This is a genomic window from Streptomyces lusitanus, from assembly GCF_042647945.1.
Classification (GTDB): Bacteria; Actinomycetota; Actinomycetes; order Streptomycetales; family Streptomycetaceae; genus Streptomyces; species Streptomyces pseudogriseolus.
Genome location: NZ_JBHRWL010000007.1, coordinates 220,249 through 236,899, shown reverse-complemented (window position 1 = coordinate 236,899; position 16,651 = coordinate 220,249). Strand labels below are relative to the sequence as shown.

The window sequence follows — 16,651 nt, the reverse complement described above, 5'->3', positions numbered from 1 at the left end:
ACCACCATGTCCGCAGCACCGCACATCGAGCTGAACCACACCGCCGTCTACGCCCGTGACCGCAGATACTCCGCCGAGTTCCTCGCCGGGATCCTGGGTCTGGAGGTGGGGGCGCCGTTCGGTCCGTTCCTGCCCGTTGACCTGGGCAACGGCGTGACCCTGGACTACTACGAGATGCGGGACGAGCCCGTGCAGTCCCAGCACTACGCGTTCCTGGTGCCCGACGAGCGGTTCGACGCCATGATCGCGCGCCTGGAGGAGGCCGGGGTGACGTACTACGCCGACCCTCGGCACACCGAACCGGGCCGGGTGAACACCCTGTTCGGGGGCCGGGGCGCCTACTTCGAGGACCCGGACGGCCACAACATGGAGATCATGACCCGGCCGTACGTCCGCCCCTGAGCGGCTGCCGGTCAGAGCGGCCGGTACATGATGTGCAGCCCGACCCGGCCGTGACGGGGGTGGTCGAAGGCGTCGGGGACCGTGCCCAGGACGATGAAGCCGAGTGAAGTCCACAGCCTCACCGCGGGGTTGGTCTCGACGACGGCGTTGAACACCATGCCCCGGAACCCGGCGTCGCGCGCCTCGGCCAGGACGTGCTCGGCCAGCCGCCGTCCGGTCCCGCGGCCGGCGCGGTCGGGGTCGACCATGAAGCCCGCGTTGGCGATGCCGGCGGCGGGGCCGCCGTAGTTGGAAGTGAGATAGGCGGAGGCGACGACGGTTCCGTCGTCGTCCTCGACGACGTACACCCGTTTCGGGGGGCTCGTCCACAGGGCCCGGGCGTCCTCCTCGGAGGTGCCCGGGTCCCAGGTGTAGGTCTCGCCCGCCGCGACGATGCGGTGCCAGAACGGCCAGATGCGGGACCAGTCGTCGGTGCGCGCTTCCCTGATCGGCATGGTGGCGAGTCTGGCACGCCCGGTGCGGGCGGGGGTGCGGAGGTGGCGGGTGTCAGTCGACGCTGGGGAGGATGTGCGGCTCGGCGAGGTCCTCCTCGTACCCGGCGAGGCGGATGGGGGCCGAGCGGGCCCACACGTCGAGGAAGCCCAGTTCCCCTGGCCGGCGGCCGGGACGCTCCGTGCGTTCCTCGGGGCGCTGTTCGAGTTTCGTCTGCTCCGGTGTCACCGCGCACTCCTTATGTGTCGGTCACCCTCGGGACGTACCGCGTCGGCCCCGTGGCCGGCGCCCTGACGCCCGAGCGGGTCTGTGTGCATGCCGTTCGGACGCGGTGGCGCCGGTCGTTCTAGGGAGAGCGGGCCGTGGTGAACCGGCGGTCCCATGACGGATGGTGGGTGCGGGTAGAACCCTTGCTGCTGTCCGTCCGCCTCAGATTAACCAAATGAGCGGCCCCCCGCTCGATGGGGCTGGAAACTGGCTGTAACAATCACATGACGGATCGCCCATCATGACCTGCCATGTCCGGTCATGTCGTGACAGAATGCGCACAGCGACTCACTCGAACGGAGTACGCGCGTCGCGATGTACCGGACAAGTCCGGACAGCCGGAGCGCGGTTGGGGCGCCGCCGGCCGTCACGGGTACCGCCGAGGGCCGGGGGTCACCAGCGGCCGGGCGCGTAGTCCTTCAGGAAGACGCCGTACAGGTCCTCGCCCGCCTCGCCGCGCACGATCGGGTCGTAGACGCGGGCCGCGCCGTCCACCAGGTCGAGCGGGGCGTGGAAGCCCTCCTCGGCGAGGCGCAGCTTGTCGAAGTGCGGGCGCTCGTCGGTGATCCAGCCGGTGTCGACCGAGGTCATCAGGATCCGGTCGGTGTCGAACATCTCCTGCGCGCTGGTCCGCGTCACCATGTTCATGGCCGCCTTGGCCGCGTTGGTGTTGGGGTGTCCCGCGCCCTTGTAGCCGCGGGCGAACACGCCCTCCATCGCGGACACGTTGACCACGTAGGCGCGGTTCGAGGACGCGCGGCGGGCCGCCTCGGCCATCGCCGGGCGCAGCGCGCTGATCAGGATGAACGGCGCCGTGTAGTTGCAGAGCTGGGTCTCCAGCAGCTCCACCGGGGAGATCTGCTCGATGGTCTGCACCCAGGTGTTGGAGTCCACGACGTCGGGCAGCAGGCCGCCCGCGTCGATGGCGGTGCCGTCCCGGTGCCGCTCCACGCTGGCGTTGCCCGCGACCAGGGCGAGGTCGGCCACCGCCTGGGCGTCCAGGTTCGCGGTCCCGGCGGGGAGCGCGGTCAGGCCGTCCACCGCACCGGAGTTGAACGCGCCGATGACGTGGTGCGCGGGCAGCTCGCCGGCCGGCAGCGGGGCGCTCTCGCCCTCGACGAGCGCGGCGTAGGCGGAGGGCAGCCGGCGCACCGTCTGGGTGGCGTTGTTGATCAGGATGTCCAGCGGGCCCCGCTCCGTGACCTGGTCGGCGAGCGCGACGACCTGGCCGGGGTCGCGCAGGTCGATGCCGACGACCTCCAGGCGGTGCACCCAGTCCGCGGAGTCGTCCATGGCCTTGAAGCGGCGGATGGCGTCCTTGGGGAAGCGCGTGGTGACCGTGGTGTGGGCGCCGTCGCGCAGCAGCCGCAGCGCGATGTACATGCCGATCTTGGCGCGGCCGCCGGTGAGCAGCGCCCGCTTGCCGCTCAGGTCGGCGCGGGCCTCGCGGCGGGACCGGTTCTCGGCGGCGCAGTCCGGGCAGAGCTGGTGGTAGAAGTAGTCGACCTCGACGTACCGCGTCTTGCAGACGTAGCAGGAGCGCGGGCGCTGGAGTATCCCCGCGATGCGGCCCTGCTCGACGCGGGAGGAGGGCAGGATGCCCTCGGTCTCGTCGTCGATGCGCTGCGCGGAGCCGGTGGCGGTGGCCTCGGTGACCGCCTTGTCGTGCGCGGTCTTGGCCGCCCGGCGCTCCTGGCGGCGGCGCTGCTTGACCGTGCGGTAGATGTGCGAGGTGGCCCGGCGGACCGCGATCGCGTCCGGGTGGTCCACGTCGATCGAGTCGAGCTCCTCGAGCACGCTCAGGCAGACGGCCAGCCGCTCCGGGTCGATGCCGGGCCCGTACGCCACCTCGTCCGTGGTCCCGGGTCCGTCCTGTGTCACCGTCATCGCCGCTGCCGTTCCCGCCTCGGTTCGCGCGGCGCTCCGTTCGCGTCCGCTGTCGAACGGGGGATTTTACGGAGCGCCGGGCCGCAGCACCAAACCGCTGCGCTCAGTGAGCGCAGGCCACGGTGAGTGCCGTCACCTCCTCGGTCACCGCGCGGGCGAGCAGGCCGAGGTCCTCGACGGCCGCTCCGTCGGCCACCAGACCGTAGTGGACGCGTCCGCGGTAGGTGGAGACGGCGACCGCGAGGGAGTGCCCGGGGGCGAGCGGCGCGAGCGGGAACACGGCGCCTAGCGGGTCGCCGCCGAGGCGCAGCCCGAAGCCGGGCAGCGGCACGCTGGTGACCAGGACGTCGAACCAGAGCCGGGCCGCCTGCCCGAGCAGCGGCCCGCCGAGCCGGTGGCCGAGCGGCGGCACGTGCTCGGCGAGCAGCGCCACCGCGCCGGCGCCGCGGTGCGGGCCCGCCTCCTTGTTGCGGTCCATGGCGGTGCGGACCCGGGTCAGCCGGGTGACCGGGTCCTTCTCGTCGACCGGGAGCCGTATCAAGTACCCGGAGAGCCGGTTGCCCTGCGGGTGGGCGGTGCGGGGGCGGCGCCGGGAGACGGGGACGAGGGCGCGGGGGGCGACTCCGTCGCTGCCGTCGCCCCGCTCGTCGAGCCAGCGGCGCAGCGCGCCGGCGACGACCGCGATGAGGACGTCGTTGACGGTGCCGCCTGCGCTCTTGCGGATGCGGTGCACGTCGTCGAGGTCGACGACCACGCCGGCGGTGCGGCGGGTGCCGCTGGGCGCGCAGGCCAGGGCGGGCGAGGAGCGCATGTCGAGGGTGGACCGGGCGACGGCGGCGCCGATGTCCAGGGCCCGGCCGGCCTCGGCGAGGGCGTCGCGCACCATGCCGGGCACCTCGCGGACGTCGGGGACGACCCCGCGGGACGGCTCGGGGGGCCTGGTGCGCGGGGTGGGCAGGTCGGTGGGGTCCATCAGGGCGGCGGCGAGGGTGAGGGCGCGCAGTCCGTCGGCGAGGGCGTGGTGGAACTTGAACAGCACGGCGAAGCGGGCGCCGCCCTCCTCCGGGAGCACATGCGCCTCCCAGGGCGGACGGGTGCGCTCCAGGGGTCGTCCCATCAGCTCGCCGGCGGCGGCGTGGAAGTCGGCGACCGGTGCGTGCAGCCGCACGTGGTCCACGGGGTCGAAGCCGGGGTCGGGCTCGCGGGCGGCGCCGCCGAAGGCGAGCGAGCCGCGGACGACGGAGGTGAGCGGGCGGCCCAGCGCGGCCGTGAGCGGTTCGCCGGGGGCGGGCCAGGGGCGGCGCAGCGCCGAAAGCGAGCGCCGCAGTCCGGGCGGGCGCCAGGTGTCGCGGATGCGCATGCGCAGGCCGGGGACGGCCGCTGCCCGGGCGGCGAGCAGGTCCGCGGCGTGGGCCGCCGCGGAGGGCGAGCCGGCCGTGAAGACGCCGAGCGCCGCGAGGTGCATCGGGTGACCGGCGGACTCGAGGTTCCAGAACGCCAGGTCGAGGGGGGCGAGCGGGTCTGCGGTCATGGGCGGGGCCTCGCAACGACGACGGGAACGGATCAGCAGTCAATCGCTCCCGGCCGATTACGGTCAAGTACGATCTGGCTACCCATAGTTAACAACATGTGACGTCTCCGCCCCATCCGCCGCTACGGCAGATGGGGCGGAGACGTCGATGACATGCGGGGCCGACCGGCCCTGCGGGGCGTCCCGCCGTCCGGCGGGGTGACGCGCGCCACCCGGACGCACGCCACCCGGACGGGCGGGAGCCCCGCTCTCCGGCCGGTCAGTCCGTGGCCGGGCAGCCCTCGGGCCGGGCCTGGGAGGCGTCCCGGATCAGGTCCCGCTGCGCGGCCCGCACCCGCGCCACGTCGGGCTTCATCAGCCGCCGGTCGTAGGTGAGCAGACCGTTGAGCTCGCCCTCCACGTCGGAGATCTGGGTGTAGACGGCACCGTTGCTGCCCCGGCACACCAGCGTCCGCACCTCGTCCAGCTTGGCGAGGTAGTCGTCGGTGTAGGTCGCCGGGTCCACGTCGACGTAACTCTGCTGCACGGGCCAGGCGTGGCCGGGCACCGCGAGACCGAGACCGCCGTACTCGCCGCTGACCAGGGCGCGTTCGCCGTCCGGCCGGGGCGGCAGCGCGGGGCTCGGGTAGCCGTGCTCGTCCATGATGTCGCCGGTGCCGCCGTCGGCGCCCAGGTTGAGCCCGGACTGGTTGTTGACCAGCCGGCTGGGGTCCCAGGACTTGGCCTGCGCCGCGATCCGGCCGACGTCGTACTGGCCCCAGCCCTCGTTGAAGGTGACCCACATGACGATCGACGGGCTGCTGATGTGCTCGTCGATCATCTCCTTCATCTCGCGCTCGTAGCGGGCGCGGGCCTCGGCGTCCGGGTTGCGGGCGTCGCGCATGGCGGGCATGTCCTGCCACACCAGCAGTCCGAGCCGGTCGGCCCAGTAGAACCAGCGGTCCGGCTCGACCTTGATGTGCTTGCGCACCGAGTTGAAGCCGAGCCGCTTGTGCGCCTTCAGGTCGTAGGCCAGGGCCTCGTCGGTGGGCGCGGTGTGCAGGCCGTCGGGCCAGAAGCCCTGGTCGAGGGTGGCCATCAGGAAGACGGGCTTGCCGTTGAGGACGGTGCGCGGCACGCCGTCGATCTTTTCCACGGCGATGGAGCGCATCCCGAAGTAGCTGCTCACGCGGTCGGCGCCGACGCTGACCTTCAAGCCGTACAGGAACGGGTCGTCGGGCGACCACAGGTGCGGCTTCCGGATCTTCAGGGTGAGCGGCTGTCCGGTGCGGCCGGACACGGTGGCGACCTTGCGCCGTCCGTCGTACGCGGTGGCCGTGACCGGCAGTCCCGCGCGCACGCCCCGCGCCTCGACGGTGAGCCGTTCGCCGGCCACGTCGGGGATCAGCTTGAGGGAGTCCACGTGGTCGCGGGCGACGGGCTCCATCCAGACCGTCTGCCAGATGCCGGAGCTGGGCGTGTACCAGATGCCGCTCGGGTCGAGCCGCTGCTTGCCCATCGGCGGGTTCTCGCCGTCGGCGGCGTCGGTCGGGTCGTAGACGCCGACGATCAGCTCCTGGGGGCCGCTCCGCTTCAGCGCGTCGGTCACGTCGACGGAGAACTTGTCGTAGCCGCCCTCGTGCGCGGTGACCTTGGTGCCGTTGACGTAGACCTCGGCGCGCCAGTCGACCGCCTGGAAGTTCAGGCGCAGCCGCCGGCCGGAGCCGATGTGCCAGCCGCGCGGGACGGTGAAGGTGCGGCGGTACCACATGCGGTCCTCGTGCCGCTGGACCCCGGAGAGCTGGGACTCCACCGGGTACGGCACCAGGACGCGTTCCTTCAGGGTGCGGCCCACGGGCGGCTGCTCGCCCTCCTCGGCTGCGGCGAACTGCCAGCGGCCGTTGAGGTTCTGCCACCGGGAACGGGTGAGCTGGGGGCGCGGGTACTCGGGGTGGGCGTTGCCGGGGCCCACCTCGTCGGCCCACTTGGTGCGCAGCTCGTGGGTGGAGCGGTTGGGGCCGCTGCTGAGGAAGGCGTCCACGGGGTCGCCGTCGGTGGCCGTCAGCCCGCCCTCGCCGTCGTACTGGACGTCGGCGCTGCCGCGGGCGGTGCCGGTCTTGTTGCCGACGACGGGTTCGGCGAGCGTGACGAGCAGCGCCCTCGGGTCGGCCGGGTCGGGTGTCGCCGAGGTCAGCGGCCAGCGGGCGCCGCCGATCACCGCGTTGAGGTGGTCGGTGAAGCCTGCGGGCGGGGTGGCGAGCGGCTCGGGGAACTCGAGCTTGAGGGTGCGTCCGGAGGCGAGGACGGTGGCATCGAGGGCGCCGTCGTAGTCGAATCCGTCCGGGAGGCGGAACGCCGACCGGGGCACGGGTTCCTTGGCGCCGCCGGGCGGGGTCCAGCGCAGGTGGAAGTTGGAGCCGCCGTAGTGCTCGAAGTACTCGACCTTGATGTCGTGGGCTCGGCCCGCGGTGAGCTGGACCGGCTCGGAGGTCTGTTCGTTGTCCCAGTCGTCCAGCCAGTGGTCGATGACGAGGGCGCCGTCGATCCACAGGCGGAAGCCGTTGTCGGAGCTGACGGAGAAGGTGTGGGCGCCGGTGGTCTCCGGCACGATCCTGCCGGTCCAGCGGACGCTCACGTCGTCCGCCTGGCCGGTGGTGAGGCTGAGACGCGGCTCCAGATTGTCGAAGTCGAGGCTGGGGTCGAAGGCGACGGCCTTGAGCTCGTGGAAGTCGAAGGCGCCGGGGGCGGAGTGGGTCCAGTACTCGCCCTTCAGCCCGTGGATCTCCACGGGGTCGTCCTCGGCGGCGGCCGAGGCGGGCCCGGTCGCCGTGAGGCCGGTGACGCCCAGCGCGGTGGCCAGGAGGAGGGCGAAGCGGTTCCTGAGTCGTCTGATGCGCACGGATCCTCCGTCGGTGAGGAAATGACGGCTCGCTGTGCATGTTCTGTTCTGGGCATGTTCTGTTCTGTGCGTTGTCAGTCCCATACAACGTTGTCAAAGAACAGTACTTGGCATAACAGCACGGATTCCGTCAGCAGTCCAGGGACATGACAAAGACCCCGGCCGTCTCGGACGACCGGGGCCTTCACGACGGCCGCTACGGCACCAACTGCCCCTTGCCCAGCGCGATCACGCCGTTCTCGGACACCGTGTACAGCTCCGCGTCCCGCTCCGGGTTGACGCCGATCGTCGCGCCCGGCGGCACCTCCACGTTCTTGTCCAGTACCGCCCCGCGCACCACCGCGCCGCGCCCGATGTGCACGTTGTCGTGCAGCACCGACCCCTGCACCACCGCGCCCGGGTCGACGACCACGCCCGGCGACAGCACGGACCGGGTCACCTGCCCCCGGATCAGACAGCCGGCGCTGATGATCGACTCGCCGGCGATGCCGCCCGCGTTGAACCGGGCCGGCGAGAGCTGCCCGGTGTGGGTGTAGATGGGCCACTGCCGGTTGTAGAGGTTGAACGCGGGACGCTCGGCGATCAGGTCCATGTGCGCGTCGTAGTACGCGTCGAGCGTGCCGACGTCCCGCCAGTAGCCCTGGTCGCGGCTGGTCTCCCCCGGCACGTGGTTGGTGCTGAAGTCGTACAGGTACGCCTCGCCCCGCTCGGTGAGCTGCGGCAGGATCGAGCCGCCCATGTCGTGCACCGAGTTCTCGTCCTCGGCGTCCCGCATGAGCGCCTCGACGAGGGCCTTGGTGGTGAAGATGTAGTTGCCCATCGAGGCGAACACACGATCGGGGTCGTCGGCGAGACCGGGCGGGTCGGCCGGCTTCTCCAGGAAACGGTCCACGGTGAGCCCGTCGGAGCCCGGGGTGATCACCCCGAACGAGGACGACTCCGCGCGCGGCACCCGGATCCCGGCCACGGTGACGCCGGCGCCGCTCTCGATGTGCTGGGCGAGCATCTGGCGCGGGTCCATGCGGTACACGTGGTCGGCGCCGAACACCACCACGTACTCCGGGCGCTCGTCGTGGATCAGATTCAGCGACTGGAGGATCGCGTCGGCGCTGCCCAGGTACCAGCGCGGGCCCAGCCGCTGCTGTGCGGGCACCGGGGTGACGTAGTTGCCGAGCAGGCTCGACATCCGCCAGGTGGTGGTGATGTGCCGGTCCAGCGAGTGCGACTTGTACTGCGTGAGCACGCAGATCCGCAGGATGTCGCCGTTCACCAGGTTGGACAGCACGAAGTCCACCAGGCGGTACGTGCCGCCGAAGGTGACCGCCGGTTTGGCGCGGTCCGCCGTGAGAGGCATCAGGCGCTTGCCCTCGCCGCCCGCCAGCACGATTCCCAGGACCGATGGTCCACCACGACGCATGCCCGTCTCCTCACGCCGAGTTTTCCCATGACTGCCCCGGACGGGCCGTGCTAAGCCTGCCCGAGGATCTTCTCGTACAGCCCGGCCGTACGGCGGGCCACCGCGTCCCAGCCGAACTCGCTCACCGCGCGCTCCCGTCCCGCCTCGCCCATGGCCCGCGCGGCCTCCGGGTCGCCGAGCACCGCGTCCAGCGCCCGGGTGAGCCCCGCCTCGAAGTCGTCGTCCAGGTCGACCAGCAGCCCGGTCCTGCCGTGGTCCACGACCTCCGGGATGCCCCCGACCCGGGAGGCCACCACGGCGGTGCCGCACGCCATCGCCTCCAGATTCACGATGCCGAGCGGCTCGTACACCGAGGGGCAGGCGAACACGGTCGCGTGCGTCAGCAGCTGGATCACCTCGGGCCGGGGCAGCATCTGCGGGATCCAGTGCACGCCCTCACGGACCCGGCTCAGCTCCTCGTACAGCTCGCGGAACTCCCGGTCGATCTCCGGGGTGTCCGGGGCGCCCGCGCACAGCACCACCTGCGCGGCCGGGTCGACGCCCCGCACCGCCCGCAGCAGGTGGGGCACGCCCTTCTGCCGGGTGATCCGGCCGACGAACAGCACGTACGGGCGGGAGCGGTCCAGGCCGATCCGGTCCAGCGCGCCGGTGCCGGGGTCGGGCCGGTACAGGGAGGTGTCGATGCCGTTGTGGACGACGTGCACCCTGGCCGGGTCGAGGGCCGGGTAGCAGTCCAGGATGTCGTCGCGCATGGCGCCGGACACGGCGATCACCGCGTCGGCGGCCTCGTACGCGGTGCGCTCCGCCCAGCTCGACAGGGCGTACCCGCCGCCGAGCTGCTCGGCCTTCCAGGGGCGCAGCGGCTCCAGGGAGTGGGCGGTGACCACGTGCGGGATGCCGTACAGCAGGGCGGCGAGGTGGCCGCCGAGGTTGGCGTACCAGGTGTGGGAGTGGACCAGTTCGCGGTCCTGGAGGGCGGCGGCCATGGCGAGGTCCACGGAGAAGGTGCGCAGCGCGTCGTTGGCGCCGTCGAGCGCGGGCCAGGAGCGGTGGCGCAGCACGCCGTCGGCGCGGCCCTCGCCCCAGCAGTGCACCTCCAGGTCCACCAGGGACCGCAGCTCCCGGGCCAGGAACTCCACATGGACCCCCGCGCCGCCGTACACGTCCGGGGGGTACTCCCGGGTCAGCAGTCCCACTCGCACCCTGAACCCCCTGTCTGCGCGGACGTCCCTCCCATGGTCACGCAGTCGGGGCGTGCGGGGAAGAGCGGGGCGGCCGTACGAAGCAGCAGTCGCCGCAGACGCCTCCGCCGGGCACGCGGTAGTACAGGCAGCAGCTGCGGCGGCGGAAGGGCGGGGCGGGTGCTGTGCCTCCTGTACGGGTGTCGGTTCCGGGGTCGGCGAGGGTGCCGGCGCCGGCAAGGAGGGGGTGGGTGAGGAGGTCGCGGGACAGGCGGGTGGCGCGGGCGGCGGCGTCGGGACGGGCGTGGCGGGTGATCTCGCGGGCGGCCGCGGCGAGGGCGGAGGCGGCGTTGCCGCGCAGGAGGGCGGGCGCGACACGGTGGCGGGCGCGCAGGGCGGCGGACAGGGGCTCGAGATGGCCGTGCAGGACGACGGCGGCGAGGGAGGCCGCGTCGCCGGGCCGCGGGCGGACCTCGGCGAGCCAGAGGTCGTCGGGGGCGCTCCCCTCCGGGTCCCAGCGGACCGCGCCCGGGGACAGGTCGGGGACGGCCCCGTACAGGGCGGCGCAGCCGAGGGCCACGGACCACAGGCGCGCCGCCAGACCCTGATGCGCCACGGAGGCGGCGACGCGGGATTCCCGGGTGCGCAGGGCGGCGGCGACGCGGCGCACGCGGACGGCCAGGGGGTCGGTGTCGGAGGTGTGCTGAACATCCGGGCGGCGGGGGCCGTATGCCTGGGCGAGCGTGGGAAGGTGACGGTCGGCGTCGTCCCCCGCGCGCAGGGCGAAGAAGCCACCGAGGTCACGGAGGGCGGTGAGGCGCGGGTCGAGGTCCACGAGGTGAGTAGTACCAAGTCTCCCCGGGGTGGGTGTCAGGGGCCTCGGCCGCAGGGTGCCCACCCAGGGGATGACAGGGGCGTCCCCGTACTCCATCGGCAGTAGGACGCATTGGGTGCTCAGGGACGACGACGGGAACACCCTGACACGGCATCGTGTTGGTCATGGAAGCCGACCGTTCGCCGCGCCGGGCAGACCGCCCCCGCCTCACGCAGAGGAGCAGCCGATGAGCGCCCTCGCGTTGTCCGTGCTCCTCTCGTTCGTGTCCGCCGTGGCGTACGCCGGGGGCGCGATCGTGCAGGAGCAGGTGGCGCTGTCCTCGTCCGGCGCGCAGCAGTACGCCCCGCTGCGCCGGCCGGGCTGGTGGGCGGCGGTCGCGCTGAACGGTCTGGGCGCTCTCCTGCACGTGGTGGCGCTGGCCTGTGGCCCGCTGAGCCTGGTCCAGCCGCTGGGCGCGCTGACGATCGTGTTCGCGCTGCCGATGGCCGCGCTGTTCGTCGGCCGCAAGGCCGGGGCGACCGCCTGGCGGGGCGCCCTGATGGCGACGGTGGGTCTCGCGGGTCTGCTGGCGCTGGTCGGCGCGTCGGGCGCGCGGTCGCTGGACGGTCCGCAGCGGGTCGCGGCGGCCGTGGTCACGGCGGCGGCGGTCGTGACGCTGATGGTCGCGGCGCGTGCGGTGCACCGGCATCCGGCGGTGCACAGCATCCTGCTGGCGACGGCGTCCGGGGTCGCGTTCGGCATGTCCTCCGTCTTCACCAAGACGGTCGCGGTGGACTGGACGGGCGGGGTGTCGGCGGCGGACCTGCCGTCCCTCGCGGTGATCGGCGTGCTGGCGACGGCGGGCATGCTGCTGTCGCAGGCCTCCTACCGGGGCGCGGGCCTCGCGGCCCCGCTGGCGACGCTCACCGTGGTGAACCCGGTGGTGGCGGCGGCGGTCGGCATCACCATGTTCGGCGAGACCTTCCGCTACGGCACGACCGGCACGGCGCTCGCGCTGAGCTGCGGAGTGGTGGCGGCGGGCGGCCTGATCCTGCTGACGACGGAGCGGCTGGCGCGGGAGCAGCGGGACGCCGGCGGGGCGGTTCCGGTGCCGACGGACGCGGGGTCCGCTCCCGTACCCGCGCCTACCGCGGAGCTGCTGCTGGCCGAGCTGAAGGTGCCGGACGACGTCACCTTGCCGGAGGACGTTGCGTTGCCGGACGACGTCACGGTTCCGTTGCCCGACGACATCACGGTGCCGGCCGTCGTACCCGCGGCGGCCGCCGGGCCGGACGCCCTGGACCCGGCGGCGGTGCCGGTCATGCCGTACGCGCCCTTCTACGGCGGCCCGTACGTGCCGCTGCCCGCGACCGGCCGGCACCTCGCCAGATCGTGACCGCGATCGTCGGCGCGTGACCGCGTGCGTCAGCTCGTGACCGCGTGCGTCAGATGTTGACGCCGCCGGCGCGCAGATAGGCGAGCGGGTCGACGTCCGACCCGAACCCGGGCCCCGTCCGCACCTCGAAGTGCAGATGCGGGCCCGAACTGTTGCCCGTGGACCCGGACCGCCCGATGCGCTGCCCTGCGCCGACCGACTGGCCGTCCTTCACGGAGATCGCCGACAGATGGGCGTACTGGCTGTACCGGCCGTCGGAGTGCCGCACCACGACCTGGTAGCCGAACGACCCCTCCCAGCCCGCGGCGACCACGGTGCCGGCGCCGACCGACTTCACGGGCGTGCCGGTGGGGACGGGGAAGTCCACGCCGGTGTGGTAGCCCTTCGACCAGGAGGACCCGGCCTTGTGGTACGGCGTGCCGAGGGCGGCGCTGACGGGGGCGACGCGCTGGGCGGAGGAGGAGCCGGAGGACGCGGAGGATGACGAACGGGAGCGGTCGGCCCGCTCCTGGTCCCGCTTCTCGGCCTTCTCGGTCTTCTTCTCGGTCTTCTTCTCGGTCTTCCTCTGTTCGGTCTTGGGTGCGACCTTCTTCTGCTCGGGCCTGGGGGCGGCGGCCTTCTTGCCGGAGGGCTTGGCGGGCGCCTTGGCCGTACCGCCGGTAGCCGTGCTTCCGCCGGTGAGCTTGAGACGCTGGCCCGGCAGGATCAGGTCGGGGTCGGCGCCGATGGTCGACCTGTTGGCCTGGTAGAGCCCCTGCCAGCCGCCCCGGACGCGCTCCTGGTCGGCGATGCCGGAGAGAGTGTCGCCGTGCACCACGGTGTACATCTCGGCGCGGCCCGCACGGGCCTGAGGTGTGGTGTGGGGCCGTACGTCCTCGACGGTGGTGCGACGGTCGGAGCGGTCGTCGCGCTCGGCGCGGTCGGTGGCCGGGCGGATGTCCGGATCGGCGCCGTCGCGGGTCAGTCCGGCGCGTACCGAGCAGGTCGGCCAGGCGCCGGGGCCCTGTCCGTCGAGGACCTTCTCGGCGACGGCGATCTGCTGGTCCTTCGTGGCCAGATCCGCTCGGGGCGCGTAGCGGGTGCCGCCGAACGCCTCCCAGGTGGACTGGCTGAACTGAAGTCCGCCGTAGTAGCCGTTGCCGGTGTTGATGTCCCAGTTGCCGGTGGACTCGCAGGCGGCGACCTTCTCCCAGGTCCCCACGTCGGCGGCCTGCGCCGCACCGGTGCCCATCAGCGGGAGGGCCATGCCCGCGCCGCCGGCGGTGACGGTGAGCGAGGCCCGGTTGATCCTGTTCGGCTGATACCGGCGGTGCCGGCCGCGCACGGCCATGGAATCCCCCTCGACAATGCGTCAGGAGGGGCAAAAGTAAGCGCTCCGAACAGGCCGTGACAAGGCGGCTATCGGACGCACGGATGCGTCAAATGGCGTGGAAGATACACCCGTTGCGCCCCCGTTTGCCGCCGGAGGGGAGCGTGCGCGGGCGCCTGCCGCCGGGCGCGGGAGCGTGCGGGGGCGTGCGCCGCACGAGTGCGCGGAGGGGGTGGCCGGCCGCACCGGGACGGGCGGCCCGCCAGGTGACCGGCCGGAACAATGAGTACGGAGGGCGCGTTCGCGCGTATGTGCCTGCGCGGGTCCCGAAGACTCGCGCATGCGCACGCAAGTGCGGCACGTCAGGATGGTCGATGTCAGGACCGGCGGGCGTCCACCGGCAGCACCGGCACCCGGCGGCACCGATACCGAGGTCACCAGGAGCACCCTTATGAGCAGTTCAGCGCAGATCGGCGTCACCGGGCTCGCGGTCATGGGCCGCAACCTCGCGCGCAACTTCGCCCGCAACGGCTACACGGTCGCGGTGCACAACCGGACCGCGGCCCGCACGCACGCGCTGGTGGAGGAGTTCGGGCACGAGGGGAGCTTCGTGGCGGCCGAGACGGCCAAGGAGTTCGTGGCGGCACTGGAGAGGCCGCGGCGCCTGGTCGTGATGGTGAAGGCCGGGGAGCCGACGGACGCGGTGATCGAGGAGTTCGCGCCTCTGCTGGAGCCCGGTGACATGATCATCGACGGTGGCAACGCGCACTTCGCGGACACCCGGCGCCGGGAGCGGGCGCTGCGCGAGCAGGGCATCCACTTCGTCGGCATGGGCGTGTCGGGCGGTGAGGAGGGCGCGCTGAACGGGCCGAGCATCATGCCGGGCGGCCCGAAGGAGTCGTACGACTCGCTGGGCCCGATGCTGGAGAAGATCTCCGCGAAGGCGAAGGACGGCTCGCCGTGCGTGACGCACGTGGGTCCGGACGGCGCGGGCCACTTCGTGAAGATGGTGCACAACGGCATCGAGTACGCGGACATGCAGCTGATCGGTGAGGCGTACCAGCTGCTGCGTGACGTCGCCGGGTACTCCCCCGCGCAGATCGCGGAGATCTTCCGCACCTGGAACACGGGCCGGCTGGACTCGTACCTGATCGAGATCACGGCCGAGGTGCTGTCGCACGTGGACGCGGCGACGGGCAAGCCGTTCGTGGACGTCGTGGTGGACCAGGCGGAGCAGAAGGGCACGGGCCGCTGGACGGTGCAGATCGCACTGGACCTGGGGGTGCCGGTGTCGGGCATCGCGGAGGCGGTGTTCGCCCGCTCCCTGTCGGGTCACGCGGCGCTGCGGGAGGCCTCACGGGGGCTGGCGGGCCCGAAGCCGACGCCGATGAGCGAGGCGGAGGCGTCGGCGTTCGCGGACCGGGTGGAGCAGGCTCTGTACGCGTCGAAGATCGTGTCGTACACGCAGGGCTTCCACGAGATCGCGGCGGGCAGCCAGGAGTACGGCTGGGACATCGACCTGGGCGCGGTGTCGGCGATCTGGCGCGGCGGGTGCATCATCCGCGCGGCGTTCCTGGACCGCATCCGGGCCGCGTACGACGCACGGGCGGACCTGCCGAGCCTGCTGTCGGACGAGACGTTCGCACGGGAGATCGCCGAGGCGCAGGACGACTGGCGCGAGGTCCTGATCGCGGCGACCCGCCAGGGCGTCCCGACCCCCGGCTTCGCGGCGGCGCTCGCCTACTACGACGCACTGCGCGCGGAACGCCTCCCGGCGGCCCTGACCCAGGGCCAGCGGGACTTCTTCGGCGCGCACACGTACCGCCGGGTGGACAGGGACGGCTCGTTCCACACCCTGTGGGGCGGGGACAGGTCGGAGACCACGGCGTAGCCAGGCGCCCGAAGGGGCGCGGGGAACGGCGCGCCCAGCCCCCACCCACCCGCACGGGCGGGGCAGGCCGAAGCCGTCGGCACATCCACGGACACGGCACTCCCCCCCCCCCAGGGGCGCGGGGAACTGCGCTCTCAACCCCCACCCACCCGCACGGGCGGGGCAGGCCGAAGCCGTCGGCACCACCGAAGACACGGCACTGCCCCACCCCCCCCAGGGGCGCGGGGAACTGCGCGCTCAACCCCCACCCACCCGCACCCGCGGGACACCGAAGCCGTCGGCACCACCGAAGACACGGCACTGCCCCACGCCCCCAGGGGCGCGGGGAACTGCGCGACCAGCCCCCACCCACCCGCACGTGAAACGTCACGTCAGCGTCAGGTCAGCGGAGGCCCCGGCTCCGGACTAGGCACCGGCTCCGGCCCCGGCGGAATCGGCGAGGGCGACGGCTCGGGTGGCCCCGGAGGCTGGGGCCCGGGCCCGGGCGGCTGGGGCCCAGGGGGCGGCGGCCCAGGCGGCTGGGGCCCCGGCCCCGGAGCGGGAGGCGGCGGCTCAGGAGCCGGCCCCGGCTCAGGCGAAGGCGGCTGTGCGGGATCGGGCCCCGGCACGGGACCGGGCGTAGGCCCCGGCGGAACGGGATCCGGGTACGGGTTCGTCATGGCGTGTGTCCTCCGGCCGGTCGGTCGACATGGGCTTAGGACTGGACTACTCCCCCGCCTACCCGGCGGCCCCGCCCGCAGTCACCCGGGCGCGTGACGGGGTGACGGCCGGGCAGACGCGTCCGGCCGTCACCCTCCCTGCCCTCAGAACCGCTCTCCGAACCGCTCTCAGAACCGCTCTCAGAACCGCTCGGGATGCTCCGAAAGCCACCGCTTGGCCGCACGCAGCAGCTCCGGATCAGCGGCAGGAGCCTCCTCCGGGTGCCGCGCGGCCCACCGCACGACGTACGGGCACAGCGGCGCGACGACGGTGCCCTCACGGGCGGCGAGGGCGTACAGCTCACGGGCGAGGGAGCCGGCGATGCCCTTGCCCTCATGGGCGGGCTCGACGATGGTGTGCACGGGGACGAGGGCGTGCGCGGGGTCGTCGAGGACGAAGTACTCGATCCGCCCGACGACCTCACCGCCCGCGACCGCCTCGAGCCGTCCCGCGTGCCGGTCGTCGCGAATCTCGACACCGTCCATGC

At 72.9% G+C, this 16,651-nt stretch carries 13 protein-coding genes; 3 read left to right on the top strand and 10 right to left on the bottom strand.

Features of this window, described 5'->3' with window-relative positions:
• The first annotated feature begins 6 nt into the window (after nt 1-6).
• Nucleotides 7-402, top strand: a complete 396-nt coding sequence (locus ACFOSY_RS12890) for a VOC family protein (protein WP_394306907.1) — start codon at nt 7-9, stop codon at nt 400-402.
• Between the two features lie 11 nt (nt 403-413).
• Here the strand turns inward: ACFOSY_RS12890 and ACFOSY_RS12885 are convergent, their stop codons facing one another.
• The 8 genes from ACFOSY_RS12885 to ACFOSY_RS12850 form a co-directional block, all read right to left on the bottom strand.
• Nucleotides 414-896 carry a GNAT family N-acetyltransferase gene (locus ACFOSY_RS12885; protein ID WP_394306906.1) on the bottom strand — a complete coding sequence of 161 codons (483 nt, stop codon included), beginning with the start codon at nt 894-896 and terminating at the stop codon, nt 414-416.
• Nucleotides 897-948: 52 nt separating this feature from the next.
• Entirely contained in the window at nt 949-1,122 is a 174-nt protein-coding gene (locus ACFOSY_RS12880; RefSeq protein ID WP_394306905.1) for a hypothetical protein, read from the bottom strand.
• 432 nt (nt 1,123-1,554) lie between these two features.
• Nucleotides 1,555-3,048, bottom strand: a complete 1,494-nt coding sequence (locus ACFOSY_RS12875; RefSeq protein ID WP_394306904.1) for an SDR family NAD(P)-dependent oxidoreductase — start codon at nt 3,046-3,048, stop codon at nt 1,555-1,557.
• Between the two features lie 103 nt (nt 3,049-3,151).
• Nucleotides 3,152-4,579 carry a wax ester/triacylglycerol synthase family O-acyltransferase gene (locus ACFOSY_RS12870; protein WP_394306903.1) on the bottom strand — a complete coding sequence of 476 codons (1,428 nt, stop codon included), beginning with the start codon at nt 4,577-4,579 and terminating at the stop codon, nt 3,152-3,154.
• Between the two features lie 259 nt (nt 4,580-4,838).
• Nucleotides 4,839-7,457, bottom strand: coding sequence for a PA14 domain-containing protein (locus ACFOSY_RS12865; protein WP_394306902.1), 2,619 nt, complete (start codon nt 7,455-7,457; stop codon nt 4,839-4,841).
• Between the two features lie 196 nt (nt 7,458-7,653).
• On the bottom strand, nt 7,654-8,874 hold the full coding sequence (glgC, locus tag ACFOSY_RS12860) for a glucose-1-phosphate adenylyltransferase (protein ID WP_394306901.1): 1,221 nt from the start codon (nt 8,872-8,874) through the stop codon (nt 7,654-7,656).
• Between the two features lie 50 nt (nt 8,875-8,924).
• Entirely contained in the window at nt 8,925-10,076 is a 1,152-nt protein-coding gene (gene glgA, locus ACFOSY_RS12855; RefSeq protein ID WP_394306900.1) for a glycogen synthase, read from the bottom strand.
• A 37-nt stretch (nt 10,077-10,113) separates the two neighbouring features.
• The gene (locus ACFOSY_RS12850; protein WP_394306899.1) at nt 10,114-10,890 is read right to left on the bottom strand and encodes a (2Fe-2S)-binding protein; all 777 of its coding nucleotides are present in this window, start codon (nt 10,888-10,890) and stop codon (nt 10,114-10,116) included.
• A 226-nt stretch (nt 10,891-11,116) separates the two neighbouring features.
• On the opposite strand from ACFOSY_RS12850, the gene ACFOSY_RS12845 reads away from it, so the two are divergent.
• A complete protein-coding gene (locus ACFOSY_RS12845) occupies nt 11,117-12,265 on the top strand; it encodes a DMT family transporter (RefSeq protein ID WP_394306898.1) in 1,149 nt (382 codons plus the stop codon).
• 49 nt (nt 12,266-12,314) lie between these two features.
• Here the strand turns inward: ACFOSY_RS12845 and ACFOSY_RS12840 are convergent, their stop codons facing one another.
• On the bottom strand, nt 12,315-13,595 hold the full coding sequence (locus tag ACFOSY_RS12840) for a transglycosylase family protein (RefSeq protein WP_394306897.1): 1,281 nt from the start codon (nt 13,593-13,595) through the stop codon (nt 12,315-12,317).
• A 430-nt stretch (nt 13,596-14,025) separates the two neighbouring features.
• On the opposite strand from ACFOSY_RS12840, the gene gndA reads away from it, so the two are divergent.
• Entirely contained in the window at nt 14,026-15,465 is a 1,440-nt protein-coding gene (gene gndA, locus ACFOSY_RS12835; RefSeq protein ID WP_031063442.1) for an NADP-dependent phosphogluconate dehydrogenase, read from the top strand.
• Between the two features lie 839 nt (nt 15,466-16,304).
• Here the strand turns inward: gndA and ACFOSY_RS12830 are convergent.
• The gene (locus ACFOSY_RS12830; protein WP_394306896.1) at nt 16,305-16,649 is read right to left on the bottom strand and encodes a GNAT family N-acetyltransferase; all 345 of its coding nucleotides are present in this window, start codon (nt 16,647-16,649) and stop codon (nt 16,305-16,307) included.
• Between the last annotated feature and the right edge of the window lie 2 nt (nt 16,650-16,651).